At 60.6% G+C, this 19,404-nt stretch carries 16 protein-coding genes and 1 pseudogene; 3 read left to right on the forward strand and 14 right to left on the reverse strand.

Annotated features, from left to right (window positions below):
• Nucleotides 1–59 precede the first annotated feature (59 nt).
• The 11 genes from QNI11_RS25995 to QNI11_RS26045 are packed head-to-tail and all read right to left on the reverse strand — an operon-like array spanning nucleotide 60 to nucleotide 12,929.
• Nucleotides 60–899, reverse strand: coding sequence for a MaoC family dehydratase N-terminal domain-containing protein (locus QNI11_RS25995; RefSeq protein WP_028093896.1), 840 nt, complete (start codon nucleotides 897–899; stop codon nucleotides 60–62).
• A gap of 11 nt (nucleotides 900–910) precedes the next feature.
• Entirely contained in the window at nucleotides 911–2,074 is a 1,164-nt protein-coding gene (locus QNI11_RS26000; RefSeq protein WP_088652163.1) for an acyl-CoA dehydrogenase family protein, read from the reverse strand.
• Nucleotides 2,075–2,077: 3 nt separating this feature from the next.
• Nucleotides 2,078–2,872, reverse strand: coding sequence for a citryl-CoA lyase (locus tag QNI11_RS26005; RefSeq protein ID WP_088652162.1), 795 nt, complete (start codon nucleotides 2,870–2,872; stop codon nucleotides 2,078–2,080).
• Complete coding sequence (locus QNI11_RS26010) at nucleotides 2,872–3,792, reverse strand: SDR family NAD(P)-dependent oxidoreductase (RefSeq protein ID WP_009803517.1); 921 nt, start codon at nucleotides 3,790–3,792, stop codon at nucleotides 2,872–2,874. Before QNI11_RS26010 ends, QNI11_RS26005 begins: the two co-directional genes overlap by 1 nt.
• A 6-nt stretch (nucleotides 3,793–3,798) precedes the next feature.
• Nucleotides 3,799–4,758: a hydroxymethylglutaryl-CoA lyase gene (locus QNI11_RS26015; protein WP_009803516.1), complete on the reverse strand. Its 960-nt coding sequence runs from the start codon at nucleotides 4,756–4,758 to the stop codon at nucleotides 3,799–3,801.
• Nucleotides 4,759–4,762: 4 nt separating this feature from the next.
• Entirely contained in the window at nucleotides 4,763–6,769 is a 2,007-nt protein-coding gene (locus QNI11_RS26020; RefSeq protein ID WP_009803515.1) for a biotin carboxylase N-terminal domain-containing protein, read from the reverse strand.
• A gap of 10 nt (nucleotides 6,770–6,779) precedes the next feature.
• Nucleotides 6,780–8,387 carry an acyl-CoA carboxylase subunit beta gene (locus QNI11_RS26025; RefSeq protein WP_088652161.1) on the reverse strand — a complete coding sequence of 536 codons (1,608 nt, stop codon included), beginning with the start codon at nucleotides 8,385–8,387 and terminating at the stop codon, nucleotides 6,780–6,782.
• Nucleotides 8,384–9,775, reverse strand: coding sequence for a phenylacetate--CoA ligase family protein (locus QNI11_RS26030; RefSeq protein ID WP_100931424.1), 1,392 nt, complete (start codon nucleotides 9,773–9,775; stop codon nucleotides 8,384–8,386). Before QNI11_RS26030 ends, QNI11_RS26025 begins: the two co-directional genes overlap by 4 nt.
• A gap of 26 nt (nucleotides 9,776–9,801) precedes the next feature.
• The gene (locus QNI11_RS26035) at nucleotides 9,802–10,962 is read right to left on the reverse strand and encodes an acyl-CoA dehydrogenase family protein (protein WP_088652160.1); all 1,161 of its coding nucleotides are present in this window, start codon (nucleotides 10,960–10,962) and stop codon (nucleotides 9,802–9,804) included.
• 9 nt (nucleotides 10,963–10,971) lie between these two features.
• Nucleotides 10,972–11,751 carry an enoyl-CoA hydratase/isomerase family protein gene (locus QNI11_RS26040; protein WP_088652159.1) on the reverse strand — a complete coding sequence of 260 codons (780 nt, stop codon included), beginning with the start codon at nucleotides 11,749–11,751 and terminating at the stop codon, nucleotides 10,972–10,974.
• Complete coding sequence (locus tag QNI11_RS26045; protein WP_028093906.1) at nucleotides 11,748–12,929, reverse strand: acyl-CoA dehydrogenase family protein; 1,182 nt, start codon at nucleotides 12,927–12,929, stop codon at nucleotides 11,748–11,750. The genes QNI11_RS26040 and QNI11_RS26045 overlap by 4 nt, the downstream gene beginning before the upstream one ends.
• Before the next feature lie 128 nt (nucleotides 12,930–13,057).
• Between QNI11_RS26045 and QNI11_RS26050 the strand changes: the two genes are divergently transcribed.
• Both QNI11_RS26050 and QNI11_RS26055 read left to right on the forward strand, forming a co-directional pair.
• The gene (locus tag QNI11_RS26050; protein ID WP_088652158.1) at nucleotides 13,058–15,058 is read left to right on the forward strand and encodes an FAD-dependent oxidoreductase; all 2,001 of its coding nucleotides are present in this window, start codon (nucleotides 13,058–13,060) and stop codon (nucleotides 15,056–15,058) included.
• Between the two features lie 26 nt (nucleotides 15,059–15,084).
• Nucleotides 15,085–16,605, forward strand: a complete 1,521-nt coding sequence (locus tag QNI11_RS26055; protein WP_088652157.1) for a class I adenylate-forming enzyme family protein — start codon at nucleotides 15,085–15,087, stop codon at nucleotides 16,603–16,605.
• A gap of 415 nt (nucleotides 16,606–17,020) precedes the next feature.
• On the opposite strand, the gene QNI11_RS26060 is transcribed toward QNI11_RS26055, so the two are convergent.
• Together QNI11_RS26060 and QNI11_RS26065 are read right to left on the reverse strand one after the other, a co-directional pair.
• A complete protein-coding gene (locus QNI11_RS26060; RefSeq protein WP_088652156.1) occupies nucleotides 17,021–17,773 on the reverse strand; it encodes a glutathione S-transferase family protein in 753 nt (250 codons plus the stop codon).
• Complete coding sequence (locus QNI11_RS26065; protein WP_040608736.1) at nucleotides 17,770–18,204, reverse strand: DoxX family protein; 435 nt, start codon at nucleotides 18,202–18,204, stop codon at nucleotides 17,770–17,772. The genes QNI11_RS26060 and QNI11_RS26065 overlap by 4 nt, the downstream gene beginning before the upstream one ends.
• A 98-nt stretch (nucleotides 18,205–18,302) precedes the next feature.
• Here QNI11_RS26065 and QNI11_RS26070 point away from each other — a divergent pair, with 98 nt between their 5' ends.
• Nucleotides 18,303–18,731 (forward strand): MarR family winged helix-turn-helix transcriptional regulator, encoded by a 429-nt coding sequence (locus QNI11_RS26070; protein ID WP_084658444.1) that lies wholly within the window; start codon nucleotides 18,303–18,305, stop codon nucleotides 18,729–18,731.
• Between the two features lie 87 nt (nucleotides 18,732–18,818).
• Here the strand turns inward: QNI11_RS26070 and QNI11_RS26075 are convergent.
• Nucleotides 18,819–19,318 (reverse strand): annotated as a pseudogene (locus tag QNI11_RS26075) (DNA-3-methyladenine glycosylase I).
• Nucleotides 19,319–19,404 lie beyond the last annotated feature (86 nt).

The following is a 19,404-nucleotide window of genomic DNA, read 5'->3' on the forward strand; positions in this document are numbered from 1 at the left end:
ACCCTAACAGATGTTAGAAAAATTGGTCAACAACTGAATCCGCTACCAAAGGAAACCGATCAGACAGCCGCGTACTCTGCGGAAAAGCTTCGAAGACCGTTTTGATCCTGACACCAGACTGTCCCGGAGGTGCCGGTCTCTTCATTGTGCAGTTGCAATTCGCAGGGCAGGGTGAGTGGCGCGAGGCCGCGGAACGAAAACCGGTGGGGCGATGTCTTCAACGCATCCGCCGCCAGATTCAGAAGCAGCGTGGCCTGCAATGGACCATGCACAACAAGTCCGGAATAGGCTTCGGTTTCGGTGGCGTAGACGTAATCATAGTGAATGCGATGGGCATTGAACGTCAGCGCTGAATAGCGAAACAGAAGAACAGGATCCGGTGTCAGCGTCGATCTAAGCGTGGTGGGGTCACCCGCGTCAGCTGCGCTCTCGCCCGTGCGGGGGGTGGAAATCTCACGATAAACGATCGATTGCTGCTCCCGGATACAAAGCCGTTCGCCACTCAGATACTCGTGCTCGACGGTCACAAAAACCAATGGGCCACTGCGGCCCTGCTTGGCCGTTATGTCCCCGATCACCGAGCGGCGGGTGATGGTTTCGCCGGTCTTCAGCGGCGCGATATGCGTAACATCGCCGCCCGCCCACATGCGGGCGGGCAGCGGAACTGGGGGCAGAAATCCACCCCTCGCGGCATGGCCGTCTGCTGAAAGGGCGGCAGCTGGCACGGTATCAAGGGCAATGCACCAATGAATTCCCAGCGGGACATCGCCTGATCCGTCCCAAAGATGCGGACCGAGCGTGGCGCGGAATTTGTCGATCAGCCCCTGCGTCAGAACATCTTCCTTGGTCTCGGTGCGTCCCAGCCAGGGCGCCAGCGCGTCAAGGTCGATCTCACCCATAACCCTGGCCTTCAGAACGATCTTGGCATGCCGAGGATATGTTCTCCGACATATGACAGGATCAGGTTGGTCGAGATCGGGGCGACCTGATAGAGGCGCGCCTCGCGGAACTTGCGCTCGACATCGTATTCCCGTGCGAAACCGAAGCCGCCATGGGTCTGGATGCAGGCATTGGCCGCTTCCCAGCTGGCCTCCGAAGCCAGCAGCTTGGCCATATTCGCCTGTGCTCCGCAATCCAGCCCAGCATCGAACCGCCTGCAGGCTTCAAAGCGCATCAGATTGGCGGCCTCGATGTTCACATAGGACCTGGCGATAGGGAATTGCACGCCCTGGTTCTGGCCGATGGGACGGTCAAAGACCATGCGGTCGCCGGCATAGATGCGGGCCTTGTCAACGAACCAGTATCCATCACCGATACATTCCGCCGCAATCAGGGTCCGTTCGGCATTCAGCCCGTCAAGAATATGGTAAAATCCGCGCCCCTCGGTCCCAATCAGGTTCTCGGCGGGGATTTCCAAGTTGTCGAAAAACACTTCATTGGTTTCGTGGCCGGGCATATTGGCGATGGGGCGGACCTCCATCCCGTTGCCGATGGCCTCTTTCAGTTCGACCATAAAGATCGACAGGCCCTGCGACTTTTTCGTGACCTCGTTCAACGGCGTGGTGCGTGCCAGCAGGATCATCAGGTCAGAATGCTGGATACGGCTGATCCAGACCTTCTGGCCATTGATCTCATACCGGTCACCCTTCTTGACCGCGGTGGTCTTCAGTTTGGTGGTGTCGGTCCCGGTTGTCGGTTCGGTCACGGCCATGGATTGCAGGCGCAACGCGCCGCTGGCGATGCCGGGCAGGTATGTCTGCTTTTGCTCATCCGAACCATGTCGCAGAAGCGTGCCCATGTTATACATCTGCCCGTGGCAATGGCCCGCGTTTCCGCCGCAGCGGTTCACCTCCTCCATGATGATCGAGGCTTCCGTCAGGCCCAGACCCGAGCCGCCGTATTCCTCGGGGATCATTGCGGCAAGCCAGCCCTCGCGGGTCAGCGCATCGACGAATTCCTCGGGGTAGGTTTCGTTTTCGCCGAACCTGCGATGATATTCTGGCGGAAACTGCGCGCAAAGTGCGCGCAAGGCATCGCGCAGATCGGTATGAGTGTCTGGGACTGACGTCTGCATCGGTTACTTCGCTCCCGGACCCGACGTTTCAAGAATTTCCTGCTCGGCACGCTGCCAAAGCTCATAGGAAATCGGGTTTTCGCTCTCTTCGAGGATATGACCGACAAGACCGATGGCGCGTGCCATGACGCCAAAGCCCCGCACGATCTTCCAGGGGAAGCCAAATTCACAGCAGATTGCTCCGATCGCCCCGGTGGCGTTAATCGGCAGCATCTTACCCGATTTTTCTTCGGCAACGGCCTGAATTTTCTGGATCAACTCGATGTATTCACCGGACTTGCCGTTCTCGGCAGCGATCTGGAACAGGCGAGGTGTGCGCGGATCGACCGGCTTGTGCACCGGATGTCCGAGCCCCGGCACGATCATCTTGCGGGCGCGGAATTTTTCAACCGTTTCCACCGCGATCGCATCCAGATCGGCGCCGGTGCCCAGCTTGTCCTGCGGCAGCGCCTCGTAAAGCATCCTGGATGCGCCTTCCATCGAGCCGACAAAGACCGTACCCAGCCCGCAAAGCCCGGCGGCAACCGCCGCCTGAAGCGATTCCGGCGCCCCCATATAGGTCATACGCGCGGCAATGGCCGAGGGCGTGATGCCATGTTCGACCAGGGTGATGACGATCGCGTTGAACACCCGGCTTTCCTCGGGCGTCGCCTTGCGACCGGTCAGTTGCAGGAACGCCAGATCGCCCAGATTCATGTGGCCCAGGATTTCGTTGGGCAGATCGAGCCCGCGCACGCTGATCTTGTCAGAGGTGCTCCAGGCAATGTCGGAGCTGATTTTTTCTTTGCGTCTTCCCATCAGACAGGATCCCACGAAAAGACATCCGCCGAAACTTCGAGCGGTGTGAATTGCGATTTGAGCGCGGGAATGGCACGCTCGGCGATTTCGTCGGCGGTCCAGCCATCACCGGAATGAACCGACCGCACCGGGCGGGGCTGGTTGAACAGGAAGATTTCGTTCTTGCGAACCGCAAAGATCTGTCCGGACACGTCGGCCGCGCGGTCGCTCATCAGGAAACAGGCCATTGGAGCGACTTTGGCCGGTGTCATTTCCTTGATCTTTTCGACCCGTGCCGCCTGTTCCGGGGTGTCTGTCTTGATAGACGAGATCATCCGGCTCCAGGCGAAGGGCGCGATGCAGTTTGACCGCACGTTCCAGCGTTTCAGGTCGAGCGCGACCGATTTCGAGAAGGCCGCGATGCCCAGCTTTGCCGCCGAATAATTCGCCTGCGCCAGATTGCCAATCAGCCCCGAGGTCGAGGTCATGTGCACCAGAGCACCGCCCTCTTGTTCGCGGAAATAATCGGCCGCCGCGCGGCTGGTGTTGAACGCACCGTAGAGATGGACCTTCACAACCGCGTCGAAATCCTCGTAGGTCATCTTGTGGAAGAACCCGTCGCGCAGGATGCCCGCGTTGTTCACCACCGCGTCGATGCGGCCGAATTCGCTGACTCCGGCTTCGATCATCGCGCGCGCGGCGTCCGGATCGGTGACGTTGCCGCCATCGGCGATCGCATCGCCGCCCGCCGCCTTGATTTCTTCAACGACTTTCTGCGCCGCGGTTTCCGTCTGTCCGGTGCCCTTCAGTGACGCGCCCAGATCATTGACCACCACGGCGGCGCCTTCCGAGGCTGCCATCAAGGCGATATCACGCCCGATCCCACCGCCGGCCCCGGTGACCAGAACCACCTTCCCATCAAGTGCCTTTGTCATCTTCATTCTCCCTCAGCTTGCCTTGCGATATTTGTCCAGGCCGCCGGTATGCATGACCCGGCCCATGAGCGGCACGCCGATGATCTCTTCTGCCTTGTTCGCCGCTGCGATCAGCTTGTCCAGATCAATGCCGGTTTCGATGCCGAGCTCGTGACACAGGAACACCGCATCCTCGGTGCAGACATTGCCTGCGGCGCGGGCGTGACCGTGGCCCGCGAAAGGACAGCCGCCAAGACCGGCGACCGAGCTTTCGAACATGTCCACGCCCATCGACAGGGCGGCATGGAGATTGGCGATCCCCAGCCCACGCGTATCATGGATGTGCATACCGATGCGCGCCTCGGGCGCCATTTCGCGCAGCGCGCCGATCATCCGTTTGACCGCCTCGGGGTTTCCCCAACCCATGGTGTCGGCGACCACGAGGATCGGCACGGGGATGTTCTCTTCTTCGCACAGCTGAAGGATAAAGCGGAAATCGTCCAAGATTCGCTCTTGCGGGATGGGGCCTTCGAAGTTGCAGCCAAAGGCCGTCATCACATAGGCCGCGTCGACGGTATATCCTTCTTCCTTGTAAAGACGGACCCAGTCGCGTTGTTTTTCCCGCATCTCCGCCGAGGAACAATTGTTGTTCGATTGGGCGAATGCCTCGGAGGGATAGAACAGCAGGCGCGGGTCGATATCGACCTCATGCGCGGTCAGGGCCTTGCGAAACCCTTTGTCGTTCAGCCACAGCGATGTGTAATTCACGCCCGGCTTGCGCTTGATACGCTGGAACAACTCGCCGGTGTCGGCCATTTGCGGTACGTATTTCGGGCTGACGAAACTTCCGACCTGAATGCGCTTCAGACCGGTTTCGCTGAGCATGTCGATCAGTTCGATCCGCTCTTCGATCGGATAAATCTTCTTTTCGATCTGAAAACCCTCGCGCGGGCCTTCTTCACGAAATTCGACGAATTTGGGAAAGTCGTTCATTTCATCACTCCTCGGATGGCAGAATCTCGGCGATGACCTGGCCCCGGTCGACCATGTCTCCATTCGAGACGGATATGTGGCTGGCGATCCCGGCCGCGGCCGCCCGGATCGAGATTTCGAGTTTCATGGATTCCATGACCGCAACCACGTCGCCTTCGGCCACGCTCTGACCATCGGAGACCTTGATTTCGACAATCATGCCGGTCAGCGGAGAGGTCACGGCGCGATCCGCCGCGGCATCGCCGCCGGCAAAGGCAAGGGGCGCGGCGGGGCGGAAGACCAGGCGGCCTTCGGGCGTGCCCAGTTCGATCACGCCGGCATGCAGACGTGCCTCGATCAGGTGGACAGTGTCGCCCTCGTTCAGGCGCCAACGGCCCGGCGTGATTTCGCGTGCCGACAGTGTCAGCGCCTCGCCGTTTTCCGAATAGACGGTGTATCTGGCACCCGGTTTGACAGGACTGACGCGCAATTCCTCGGATACCTCGTCAGAATCGGTAAGCGTCACGCGCTGCCCCGCTTCCATCGCATCGCCGCCCAGTCCAAGCCGCCAGCCGGTAAAGGCATCACGGTTGGTCCAGGGATTGGCGTTTGTGTCGCTGCGCGACTGGGTCACGAAGAGAATGGCAGCGGTTGCTTTCCACAGATCGGGGCGGGTCAGGCCGGGTGCCTGTGTCAGCTCATCCAGCCTGCCGTCGATCCAGCGGGTATGCACCTGCATCCGTTCGAATTCATGGTTTCGCGCCAGCGCCGTCAAAAAGGCGCGATTGGTTTCGACACCTTCGACCGCGACATGATCAAGCGCCGTGGCCAGACGTGCCAATGCGGTTTCCCGGTCGGGCGCGTGCACGATCAGCTTGGCGATCATCGGGTCGTAGTAGGGCGTGACGGCATCGCCTTCCTCGACGCCGCTGTCGATACGCAGGCCCGATGGCAGGCTGAGCGTGGTGAGCGTACCCGTCGACGGGGCGAATTGCATCGCCGGATCTTCGGCGTATAGCCGTGCCTCGACCGCATGGCCGTTGATCGCCAGATCCTCCTGCACCAGCCCGAGGCCCGCGCCTTCGGCAATGCGCAGGTGAAGCGCGACAAGGTCCAGCCCGGTGATCGCTTCGGTGACGGGATGTTCCACCTGAATGCGCGGGTTCACCTCAAGAAAGAAATATTCGTCCCCCGCGACCAGAAATTCGACCGTGCCCAGCCCGCGATAGTCCAGCGTTTCACCGAGGCGCACCGCGTCGCGCGCGATGTCGTCCAGAAGCGTGCGCGGCAATCCCCAGGCCGGGGCTTCCTCGATGACCTTCTGGTGACGGCGCTGAAGCGTGCAATCGCGTTCGAACAGGTGCACCACATGGCCCTTGCCGTCACCTGCGATCTGCACTTCGACATGGCGCGCCTCGGGCAGGAAACGCTCCAACAGCAGCCCTTCGGAACCGAAGGTGGATTTTGCTTCGCGCAGCGCGCCTTCGATGTCCTCGACCAGCGTGGTTTCGTCGGTGACGAGCCGTTGCCCTCGCCCACCACCGCCGCCGACAGCCTTGAGCAGCACCGGCAGGCCCATTTGGCGCACCTCCTCGGCAATCTGCTCGGGATCGGACCGCGCACCTTCGGCGCCCGAAATCACCGGGACGCTGGCCGCCACGGCGGCCTCTTTGGCGCTGGCCTTGTCGCCGAAACGTTCCAGCGTTTCCGGCGTCGGCCCCATGAATATCATGCCGGCGGCTTCGACCGCGCGGGCAAAATCGGGGTTTTCGGCCAGAAAGCCGTAACCGGGATGGATCGCATCCGCGCCCACCGATTGCGCGGCGGCAATCACCGCGTCGATCTTCAGGTAACTTTCGGAGGCCGGTCCGCCGCCGATACAGACAGATTTGCCGATCTCGCGGACATGCAGGGCATTGGCGTCGGCCTGCGAATGTATGCCGACAGGTGTGATACCGCTGGCCCGCGCAGTGCGCGCGATCCGGCAGGCAATTTCGCCGCGGTTGGCGATCAGAAGCGTTTTGATTTTCACGGTTCGCTCCTCACATCCTGAACACGCCGAAGTTGGTCTCGACCTTGGGTCTGCGCGATGTCACATCTAGCATCAGCGCCATGACGTCACGGGTCTCACAGGGCTCGATCACGCTGTCGATCCAAAGGTTGGAAGCAAAATTATAGGCTCCCTGAAAATCTTCGTATTCCTCGCGGATCGGTGCCTTGAAGGCCTCCTCCTCCTCGGCGGTCCAGTTTCTGCCTTCGCGTTCGTTGATCTGCGCGCGGACCTGAGCTAGCACGCTGGCGGCCTGTTCCGGCCCCATGATCGCCGACCGTCCCGTCGGCCAGGCGAACATTGCGTCCGGCTGGAACGGGCGGCCCAGCATCGCCAGGTATCCGGCCCCGTAAGAGCCACCGGTGATGATTGTGAATTTCGGCACCCGGGCCGAAGACATGGCCGTGATCATCTTCGCACCGGCTTTTGCGATGCCCATCTGCTCGACCTCGCGCCCGACCATGAAGCCGTTCACATCGGCCAGGAACAGCAGCGGAATATCACGCTGCACGCAGAGATTGATGAAATGCGTGGCCTTCAGCGCGGCTTCGACGAAAAGCACACCTGTATTGGCGAGAATACCGACCTCGTGGCCGTGGATGCGACCCCAGCCGGTCATGATCGTGTCGCCATAAAGCGGTTTGAATTCGTGAAAATCGCTCTCATCGACCAACCGAGCCACGATTTCGCGGTTGTCGGTCGGTACCTTGGGGTCGCGGCTGATGAGTCCATAAATCTCTTCGACCGGGTAGGCGGGCGCACGGGGCGCTTCGGGCGTCTTGCGGGGTTGGGGTTTTTCGCCAAGATGGCTGACAATTTCGCGCGTGATGGCCAGAGCATGGGCGTCATCTTCAGCCAAATGGTCGGTCACGCCGGAGACGGACGAATGCATCTTGCCGCCACCCAGTTCTTCGGCTTCGACCTTTTCGCCGGTTGCGGCAAAGGTCAATTCCGGTCCGCCCAGATACATAAAGCCCTGACCGCGCACGATCACCACTTCGTCACAGAGCGCGGGGATATAGGCACCACCCGCAGTGCAGGGCCCCATGACCACGGCGATTTGCGGCACACCATCGCCGGACATGCCAACCTGTTGGTGAAAGATGGACCCGAACTGGCCTTCGTCGGGAAAGATGTTTTCCTGATCCGGCAGGAAGGCGCCGCCGGAGTCCACGAGGGTGATAACGGGCAGACGGTTCTTCCATGCGATCTTCTGCGCCCGCACATGTTTGCGCGATGTCATGCCGAAATAGGTGCCGCCCTTTACCGTGGCATCATTGGCGATGATCATGCATTGACGGCCCTCGATCACACCGATCCCGGTGATGATGCCCGCGCCCGGCGGCACGCCATTGTATTTGTTCAACCCGGCAAGTTCTCCGAGTTCCAGAAATGGTGTGCCCGGGTCGATCAGGCGTTCAATCCGTTCCCGCGGCAGGATCTTGCCCTTCTCCACATGCCGGTCGCGCGCCTTTTTGGGGCCGCCGACACGTTGCAGCAGCCGCAGCGCGTGCAGATCGGAGAGTTTTTCACGGTAGTGTGCGTCATTTGCCCGAAAGTCGTCGGACCCGGTATCAAGCAGGGATTTCATTTTGGTCATGGCAGGTTCGGATATTCCCTGAGAACAAAGGCGACCTTGGCGGCGCCGGGTTTTTCGAAAGTGTCAGCCGCCACCAGGTGAACGTCGGCCTTGAAGACAAGCGCGTCGCGCAGGCGTTGCTCGATCTTCTTCTTGAGGGCGGCGTCATCGGCCGGATCACGACCGGGGCCGCGTTCGACAATCACCGTCAGCGCGCCCTGCGTGGTGTGGCCCTCGAAATCAGCGACGATCCGCATGACGCCATTGGTGTCTGGCACCATCTCGGTGATTACGCTGTTGATGGCGGACGGGAATACATTGGCCCCGCGCACGATCAGCATGTCGTCGGTGCGACCGGTGCAGCGGATCTTGGGGCCGGTGCGCCCGCAGGCGCATTCGGTGTCGATGACCTCGATATAGTCGCCTGACCGGAACCGCACGAGCGGGCTCGCCTGGCGGCCGATCGCGGTATAGATCATCTCGCCCTCGGCGCCCTTTTCCCAGGGAATGATCCTGCCGCTATCGGGATCGAGCAATTCGGTGATGATATAGTCCATGTTGACCATATGCATTCCCGACTGTTCGTCGCACTCGGCCCAGTAAGTCACGCCCAGATCGGTTCCGCCCAGCATTTCGGTGCATTTCGCCCCCCAAGCCGCTTCGATCTTGGCGCGGATAGCAGGGATGCCGCCGCCGGGTTCGCCACCGACGATGACCTGTTCCACGCCCAACTCACTAGCCTTGCAGCCCAGCACTTCGGGCGCTTTTTCGGCCAGGTGCAGAACGAAATTCGGAGCACCAACGATGCAGCGCGGGCGCGTATCCGCGCAGGCACGCAGCAGCCGTTCGGCACCGCCATCCGCCCCCACCGGCACATCGATCGCGCCCATATACTGCAACCCCTGCATCACGGGGATGCCGCCGACAAAGCCCTTGGCCAGCGAAAACGCGTGCAACACCATGTCGCCGGGGCGCATGCCATTGGCAAAGAAGCAGCGCGCTGTCATCTCGTGCCACATCTCGGCGTCGGATTCTGTCAGGGCCACATATGAGGGGCTGCCGGTCGTGCCCGACGAGGCCTGCATCTGGATGATGTCCGACATGGGCGCGGCACGGTGCTTGCCAAAGGGCGGCTCGGCAGCGAGGCTTTCGCGGATCTCGGTCTTGTAGGTATAGGGCAGTTTTTGCAGGTCTGCGATGGTGCGGATATCGTCGAAGTCCACACCGGCCTCGGCGAACTTTTCCTGATAGAAGGTCGAGTTCGCCTTGAGATACGCCATCTGATCGCGCAGCCGCTCTTCCTGAATACGGCGCACCTCGTCGAGCGGTGTGCCCTCGATCGTGTGCCAGAAGCGATCATTTACCTTGTCGGCGGCATCCTGCCGCCTGAAGCGCATTCCAAATTGCATGTCGTTCTCCATGTCGGGCAGAGCGATCAATAAGACCGCGGCAGACCCATGACCTTTTCGCCGATGAAGCTGAGGCACAGCTCGCGGTTCACGGGCGCCGTGCGCAACAAGCGCACCAGCGGGTACATCTCGTATAGTCCCGTATCCTCGGTGAAGCCCGATCCGCCATGCGCCTGCAGCGCGGCGTCCACCGCTTCGATCCCGGCTTCGGCGGCGGCGTATTTTGCCATGTTTGACGACGCCCCTGCCGGCAGTTTGTTGTCAAACTCCCAGGCCGCGCGACGGGTCATCAGGCTGGCCATCTCGACCGCTGTGTGCGCCTTGGCCATCGGGTGCTGCACGCCCTGATGCGCACCGATGGGTTGGCCGAACACATTGCGTTCGGAGGCATAGGCCACGCCCTTGTTCAGGGCGAACCGGCCGATGCCGCAGCACAGGGCGGCCAGGATGATGCGTTCGGGGTTGAGACTGTCGAACAGGATCGAGAACCCTTCGTCCACCTCGCCGACCACATCCTCCGGGCCCAGATCCACCTCGTCGAAGAACAGGGTCCACTGTTCCTCGGGCAGGGGGATCGAGATCTTCACCCGCTGCTTGTCGACGCCCTTTTTCTTCAGATCCACTGCGAACAGGGTAAAGCCGTCGGTCTTGCGGCTGACCTCGGTATGCGGCTTGGTTCGCGCCACGACTAGGCAATAGTCCGAGACCTCGGCGCCAGTGATAAAGGTCTTTTCGCCCGACAGGCTGAACCGGTTGCCCCGACGTTTGGCCAGCGTAGTGGCCTTCATCGTGTTCGACCCGGCGCCCGGTTCCGTGATCGCAAAACAGAACTGGATATCACCGCGGCAGGCCGCCGGCAGCAGCTCTTTCTTGTGGAATTCACTCCCGTGGCTGGCGATATGAGCCAGCGACATGGTCGGCCCGACCACCATCATCAAAAGCGGAATGCCGTGATTGGCGGTGCCTTCCATGAACAGCGCCATTTCGGTCATACCGAGGCCCGCGCCGCCGTATTCCTCAGGCACCATGATGCCGAGAAAACCGTCGTCGGCAACCTGCTTGAACATATCGTGGGGAAACTCGTGCTTGCGCGCGTGTTCCAGCCAATAAGCATTGTCATATGTCTGCGCCAGCTGACCGCCATATTCGTAAATCTGGCGCTGTTCATCGTTCAGAGTGAATTCCATGTTTCGTCCTCAAGCCTTGAATTCGGGGGCGCGCCGGTTCTCGAATGCATCGAGCCCCTCGGCGACGTCATCGCTGGGCAGTGCGCGCACGGCGGCGTCACGCTCAAGCCGCATCTGCTGGTCGATGCCGAGATCTGCACCTTCGCGCGCCAGCCGCTTCATTTCCGCGATACCTGGGCGCGAGCGGGTCGCGATCTTTTCGCAATATTCCAGCGCGGCCTGGTGCAGATCCGCATCCGGTACGATGTAGTTGACCAGCCCGACCTCCTTGGCCTCGTCGGCTTTGAGCCAGCGCGCTGAGAACATCAGGTCAAGCGCCCGGCGTTCCCCCATTAGCCGCGTCAGCCGCTGCGAGCCACCCCAACCGGGAATCAGCCCGAATTGCGCATGCTGATCGCCAAACTGGGCGCTTTCGGCCGCAAAGCACACGTCGCAGGCCAGCATCAGTTCGATCCCGCCGGCCAGACACAACCCCTGCACTGCGACTACGACAGGGAGGGAGGAGGTTTCGAGCGCACGCAGGTTTTTCATGCCAAAGGCGATGAAATGGTCCAGCGCGGCGGGATCGTTCAATTTACCTTTCACTTCCACCAGATCGGCGCCGGTGCAAAAGTTCTTGCCTTGCGCCCGGATCAGGATCGCCCGAATATCCGGGTTCGCCTCGAATTCCGACCGCGCAGCAGAAATGCGCTCATGCACGTCAAGTGACAGGCAATTGAATTTCTCGGGGCGGGCAAGTTCGATGATGCCGGTGTTGCCCTCGGAAGTGACGAGGATGGGGCCGCTCATTTGGCGGCTCCCTTCGCCTTCTTGTCATACTGCAGCGCCATGCGACCGACCTTCTCGCGGGCGATCACCAGCTTCTGGATCTGCGCGGTCCCGTCACCGATCTGCAAGCCGAGCACATCGTTGTAGCGCTGGTGGTGGGGCAGGTCGGTGGTGTAGCCGTAATGTCCGTGCAGGATCAGGCACTGGTGCAGGATCTCGCAGGCGGTTTTGGGCAGGTACCATTTGCACATGGCGGCCTGAGAGGTGTGGGGCAGGCCACGGTCGCGCAGGTCCAGCGTGTAATAGCAAAGCTGGCGCATCATGGTAAGTTGGGTCTCGGCCTCGGCCAAGGGAAAGCTGACACCCTGATACTGCACGATTGGGGCCCCGAATGCCTCGCGCTCCTGAACGTAGGCCCAGGTTTCATCCACCGACGCTTGCGCGGCCCCCAGGCACTCCAGCCCGATCAGTGCGCGGGAATAGTCGAAGCCCGCCATGATCGTGCCAAAGGCACGGTCCTGTTCCGCCATCATGTTTTCAGCCGGCACGAAAACATCGTCAAAGAAAACCGAGCCGCGCCCGACAGGCTTGGTGCCGATGTCGTCAAAATGGGTGCGCTTGATGCCTTCCTGGTTCAGATCGACGAAAAAGGCGCTGACCCCGCGTGAGCCGCCGTCAGGATCGCCGGTACGGGCAAAGACGACCGCCGCATCCGCCTGACTGGCAAAACTCATGGATGTCTTTTCACCGTTCAGCCGCCAGCCGTTGCCGGATTTCTCGGCCCTCAGAATCAGGTTCGCCGCATCCGAACCGCCGCGCGGCTCTGTCAGGCCCAGGCCAATGACAGCATCACCCGAAACAACCTTGGGCACCCATTCCGACGCGATGTCCTTGGAGGCATGTTTGGCAACCATTCCGCCCATGAGAGAGCCCAGAAGCTGCACGTAACTTGCGTTGAAATCAGCATAGGCGATCTCTTCGACGATCAGCCCTGACGTGACAGAGCTTTCGCCGAGTCCCCCGAATTCCTCGGGCAGATCGGCCCCGATCAGCCCCAGTGCGCCCATCTCCTTGATCAGCGCACGGTCGAATGTATGGCCGCTGGCGCGTTCTTGATATGTGGGCGCAAGTCTTTCAGTTGCGAAGCGCTTTGCGGTCTCGCGAAACGCCTTCTGATCGTCTGTAGGCTGGAATTGCATCGGTGCTCCTCCCCATGAGCGAAAATCTTCTTTCCAAAAAAATCTAACAAATGTTAGATTGTAGATCAAGTGCAGTTTTGAGGAGGAGAACCGAAGTGAAAAATAGACCAGATGGAAGCTTTGAAACCATGCTCTCGCCCATCCGCGCAGGCCAACATACATTGCGAAATCGTGTCATCATGGGGTCGATGCACACGCGGTTGGAAACCGAGCCTGACGGCATAGCCAAACAGATCGCGTTTTACGCCGAGCGTGCGCGGGGGGAGGCGGCGATTCTGGTCACCGGCGGGTTTTCGCCCAATGCCGAGGGCATATTCGATCCAGAAGGTCCGCGAATCGATGGCCCGGAAGAAGCGCTTGACCTGCGCCCGATCTGCGAGGCGGTGCAGGCCGAAGGCAGCCTGATCTGCGCGCAACTCCTCCACGCCGGGCGCTATGCCAAGATCGAAGGCTGTGTCGCCCCGTCGCCGATCCGCGCTCCGATCAACCGTTTCATCCCGCGTGAAATGACCGAAGCCGACATTCTCCGTACCATCGAGGATTTTGCCGTGGCGGCCGCCAATGCGCAGGCCGCAGGCTTTGATGGCGTCGAGATCATGGGGTCCGAGGGATACCTGATCAACGAATTCACCGTCACCCATACCAACAAGCGCCAAGACGACTGGGGCGGCAGCGCCGCGAACCGCCACCGATTCCCGGTCGAGATCGTGCGCGCGGTGCGCGAACGTTGCGGCCCCGACTTTCTGGTCATCTACCGGATTTCGGCGGCCGATCTGATCGAGGGCGGCGCGCCCGCCGATGAAATTGCCGCACTGGCCCGCAAGATCGAGGCCGCAGGTGCGGATATTCTGAACACCGGCATCGGCTGGCACGAGGCCCGCGTGCCGACGATCGCCTATCCGGTGCCGCGCGGTGCCTGGCGCAAGGCGGCAGCCAACGTGAAAGCGGCCGTGTCGATCCCGGTGGTCGCCTCGAACCGGATCAACACACCCCAGCTTGCCGAAGACATACTTGCCTCTGGCGATGCGGACATGATCTCGATGGCGCGCCCGTTTCTGGCCGATCCGCATTTCGTGAAAAAGGCGCGAGAGGGCCGCGCGGACGAGATCAACACCTGCATCGCCTGCAACCAGGCCTGTCTGGATTTCATCTTTTCTGACCGTCCGGTCGGATGTCTGGTCAATCCAAAGGCCGGGCGTGAAACGGAATTCCGGGATACGCCAGCCGACACGCCAAAGAAAGTGGCCGTCGTTGGCGGTGGTGCCGCGGGCATGGCCACAGCCGCCGAGGCGGCGCGGCTGGGCCATGCTGTCACGCTGTTCGAGGCGCAGGACAAGCTGGGCGGTCAGCTGAATCTGGCCCGCGCCGCACCGGGCAAGGACGAATTCGACGAAACCCTTCGGTATTATGCCGGTCAGATGCAAAAACACGGGGTCACGCAGCGTCTGCGGCAGCGTGCTGACGTGAGCGATCTTGAAGGCTTCGACCATGTGGTTATCGCCACCGGGGTCATGCCGCGCATTCCCGACCTGCCGGGTATCGACCATCACAGCGTCGCGACTTACGCCGAAATTCTGTCCGGCGACCGTCTGGCGGGCGACCGTGTCGTCGTGATGGGGGCAGGGGGCATCGGTCATGATGTGGCCGAGTTCTTGGTGACCGAACCCGCCAAGACTGCCAACTCCGACGTCTTTTGCGAAACCTGGGGTGTGGACCCCGAATTTGTATCGTCGGGTGCCCTGGCGGGCGACCCTCTGGCACCGAAACCGTCGCGCCGCAAGGTCGTTATGCTGCAACGCAAGACGGCCAAACCGGGCGCGGGGCTTGGTGTTTCGACAGGGTGGATCCTGCGCAACGCGCTGCGCAAACATGGGGTCGAGGCAATGGGCGGCGTGACCTATGAACGTATCGACGATGCGGGACTGCATATCGTCGCGGACGGAATGCCAAAGGTCATTGCGGCCGATACAATTGTGCTATGCACCGGTCAGGAACCGGAACGGACCCTGGCCCAAGAGCTTGCCGCGCGCGGCGTCCCGGTTACGATGATCGGCGGGGCAAAAGAGGCCGCTGAACTGGATGCGCTGCGCGCCATTGATGAGGGCGTGCGCCTGGCGCAGGGTCTCTGAACCGAAGGCCGGGCAAGGGGTAAACCATGCTGACCGACGTCATCCGCGCGGGGCGCGCTGATCTGTATTCGATCTTTCGAACCCGCGCGCAAGACTGCGCCCGCGCCCTGGCCATCGAGGACGGCAGCAGGAAATTGACCTATGCCGAGCTGCTGGAGCGGGTCGATCGTCTGGCTGCCGTGTTTCTGGCCAGGGGCGTTGCGCCGGGCGACAGGATTGCGATCCTGTCGCACAACCGCTCTGAATACCTGGAGGTCGAACTCGCCGCAGCGGGAATCGGCGCGATCGTCGCCTGTCTGAACTGGCGGCTTGCTTCCGATGAACTGCGGCACTGCATAGATCTGGTCGCGCCGGTTCTCGCGGTCGTCGAACCGGACCTTTCAGAAGCTTACCGGGCCGTCGCGGCAACGCCCTGTCTGATTATCGGGCCGGATTTGGAAACGGCCATTGCCGCGGCCGGACCGGACCCGCGCATCGGAACCATGGTCGACGATCCAGAGGCTGGTCTGACGATCCTTTATACCTCAGGGACCACGGGCCTGCCCAAGGGCGCGCTCATCAGCCACCGCGCGCATATCGCCAGATCCATGGCTTTTGCGGCGCAGCTGGCGCTGGACCCCGGCGACGGGTTTATCGCCTGGGCGCCAATGTTCCACATGGCGTCCACCGATCATGGGTTGGCGACGGTCCTGCGGGGCGGAACCGTGGTGATGGTTGACGGTTTGCAGCCTGCGGTCATCAACGAGGCTCTGTCGCGCCACCGGATCGGCTGGTTCGTGATGATGCCCGGTGCGCTGGACGCCTTTATCGCAGAACGACGCGCCAACCCTTTGCCGCTGAAGGGTATCAAAGTTTGCGGCGCCATGGCCGATCTGGTGCCGCCGCATCAGATCGCGGAACTGACAGCCCTTCTCCACACGCCCTATCTGAATTCCTTCGGCGCAACCGAAACCGGCCTGCCGCCGGGGTCCGCCGATCTAATTGCGCCAGGTGTGACTCCGGACCGCCTTTCCAAGCGCATCAGCGCACTTTGCGAGGTTCGGCTCGTCGATCCCGACGACCAAGAAGTGACGGATGGAACGCCAGGCGAAATGGCTGTGCGGGGTCCGACATTGTTTTCAGGGTACTGGAACGCGGACGACGCCAATGCCCATGACTTTCGCAACGGCTTTTTCCACATGGGCGACTTGTTCCGGCGCAATGCGGACGGAACCATCGACTTTGTGGACCGGGCCAAATACTTGATCAAGACCGGCGGCGAGAACGTCTATCCTGCGGAGATCGAGCGTGTTCTTCTATCTCATCCCGGGGTGGTCGATGCCGCAGTCGTACGGGCATTTGACGTGAAATGGGGCGAAAGTCCGGTGGCCTTTGTCGCCCGCGGCAAGGACGGGCCGGATGCCGAAGCGCTGATGAATTTGTGCCGCGACAACCTCGCAGGCTACAAACGGCCGCGCGAAATTCGCTTCATCGCGTTCGAGGATTTTCCCAGATCGACCAGCGGAAAGGTCCAGCGGCATGTCCTAGAAGCGCGGCTCGCAGATTAATTTTTGCTCCGACCCGATCGTCACCCCGCCACGCCCGTTCGCCCCACTAGCGAAATAAGCGTTCCTGTCATCGTTGCGACGAGCTTCTCATCCCCGCCCTTTGGAGTAGCCCCCTGAAAGTGGTCCACCAACCGGGATAGATTGACCCGCGATTGACGTGCTGCCCTCTGTCGGACCACACGGCTGGAGTTTTCCCGGGGGTTTGAGCTCAGGCGGATTCTTCGATCCCTGAGCCATTCATCAGCGCGATCGGTGGTTTGTTCCCGGTTGCGCTGTGGGGGCAGCAGGTCACCCGGCGCTTCGCACGGACGGGCATGGAATGCCGGCAAGTGCCGGTTGGGGCTGCTGCGGGCCTTCAAGGGAAAGTCGGCGACTATCCGATGTGCGGGACAGAGCGGGTATTCACCAAGCGAACTCAAACGTCCGGTTCTGCACTGCGGCCCGACAGAACGATATCAAGTGATCGGCGATCAGCCGATTGCACCTGTGTAACAGTCTTCTTCGGCCCTCCTGTCTGCATGATCTGGGACAGGTAAGAATTGCGCCGTCTGATGAAGTCACGCAGAAGAGTCGGGTAGTCTTCACTGACGGCACTCTTCACAGAAACCCGACGCTCCAGTTCATATCGCCAGGCCCTTACACGGGCAAGCCCTGTGAAGACGCCAAACTCTCCGATGGCGTCAAAAACGTCGAAATAGCGGAAGACCGGGCCGAATACGACATCGACGAGGCTGAACTGGTGGCCGTCGAACCATGGTCCCTCCCCAAGCTCCGCGTCCAGCCGAAGGAATTTTGCGCGGAGCGCCGCGACTTTTGCTTCCAACGCTTTATCGTTCGGCGCCGAGTAGAACCCCGCAATGTCGTTCAAGACAGCAGATCCAAATTCAATCCAGGCACGGTGGCGGGCGCGATCGAGAGCGTCGTGCGGATGAAGTGCGTGGGGTTGTGTATCCTCAAGATATTCGAGGATAACCGCAGATTCGAAAATCGGCGTCCCGTTCACAACCAGGACAGGCGTCTTGCCCAGCGGAGATATGGCAAGAAACCAGTCGGGCTTGTTCGAAAGATCGATGTGAGTTCTCTCGAACGTGACACCTTTCTCAGTGAGCGAGATCGCTGCGCGCTGCACATATGGGCAGAGCGCATGGCTAATGAGGTGGAGGCTCATGTTGTCTCTCCCTCCATCTGCACGTTGCCGGGCGCGAAGGAGGGGCTGAGGGCGAAACGGCCGTCGCCCAGAAGTCCTTGCACGACGGCAAGCAGCGTCAGATAGGCCGGGTATTCCCACCCGCCGTTCTCGTATCCGAACATCCAGCCGTTTCCTGAGTGAGCCCAGGTTGCTCCGGCCAAGATGGGCACGGTCGCCGACGCGACCCACCGAGCCTGTACGCCGAGGACCAAAAGGGCACCGGCAATCGCCTCGACTGCAAAGATCATATAGGCAAACCAGCCGGGCAGCCCGATCGAAACGAAGAACTGCGCCGTTCCGGGAAGTGTGAAAATGAAGAGCTTGAGAAACAGGCTGTGCGCCAGGAACATGATACCGAGTGCTATACGGAGCAGGAATATCCCAAATTCTGTGAGGTGCGATTGTGACATGATATGATCCCATATGTCGATGCATTTGCATCTATATATAGCGCGTCACATGCGACGTCAAGGTTGATGCACTTACATGTATATGATATGTGCTGGATATGAACGAGATTGACCATGCTACTGAGGCCGCCTGGACAGCCCTCATGACTAAAAGCCGCGTTTTGCTTGAGGCTGTCGAATCGTCTCTGAAATCGGCAGGATACCCGCCACTTGCATGGTATGACGCGCTTCTCGAACTCGAGAAGGCAGGCCCGGACGGACTCCGTCCATTCGAACTCAAAGACCGGATTTTGTTACCCCAATACGGTACATCGCGGTTGCTGGACCGCATGGTGAAAGCAGGGCTGGTGGACCGACGGAACTGCTCGGAAGATGGGCGAGGTCAAAACATTTCTATCTCTGAAAAGGGTAAATCTGTCAGGAGGGCGATGTGGCCGATCTATGAACGGGTTCTGTCGGAAAGGATCGGCGCAAAGCTGAAACCCAAAGACGCCGCTCAATTGGCCACGCTACTCTCAAGGCTCTGAAGTCTCGGTCGACTGACGCGAAACCTGTCTGTGACTTTCCACGCTAAGTGGCCCTGATTTTTTTCACGTTAATTGGCCGACAGTTGCCTATGTCGGTGTGCGAAGGGTGTTTCGGGCTGTTCCGACGTCCTTTCGCATCCAACAGACTTCTGCGTGATCGTTGATAAATCCCATGGCCTGCATGAATGCATATACGGTGGTCGGTCCCACGAATTTGAAGCCAAGCTTTCGTAGATCTTTGGACAGGGTCTCGGACGCTGGTGATTTGGACCGCATTTGTGGCAGTGCGTCGTCCTTGGCAGGTTCATATAGCCAGATGAATGCAGCGAAGGAGCCTTCCTCTTGGACGACCTCGAAAGTACGGCGAGCGTTGTTGATCACGGCTTCGATCTTGCCTCGATAGCGAACAATTCCTTCATCGGCAAGTAGGCGCTCAATGTCGTTGTCGTCAAAGTTCGCAACTCCCGAAAGTCGAACCCGGCGAAGGCAGCACGAAAATTCTCGCGCTTGGCCAGAATGGTGCGCCAGCTCAGCCCTGACTGGAAACTCCGGCGTGACGGCAGCCCATCGGCACCGTGGGCGTCCATCCGTTCCAATTACGGTTGCAGCATCAGGCCGCTGCAGCATAAACTTGAACAGAAACCGAACCAGATCCTCCGTTACGATACAGTCT

Origin of the sequence: Sagittula sp. MA-2, from assembly GCF_030126985.1 — a bacterium.
Classification (GTDB): Bacteria; Pseudomonadota; Alphaproteobacteria; order Rhodobacterales; family Rhodobacteraceae; genus Sagittula.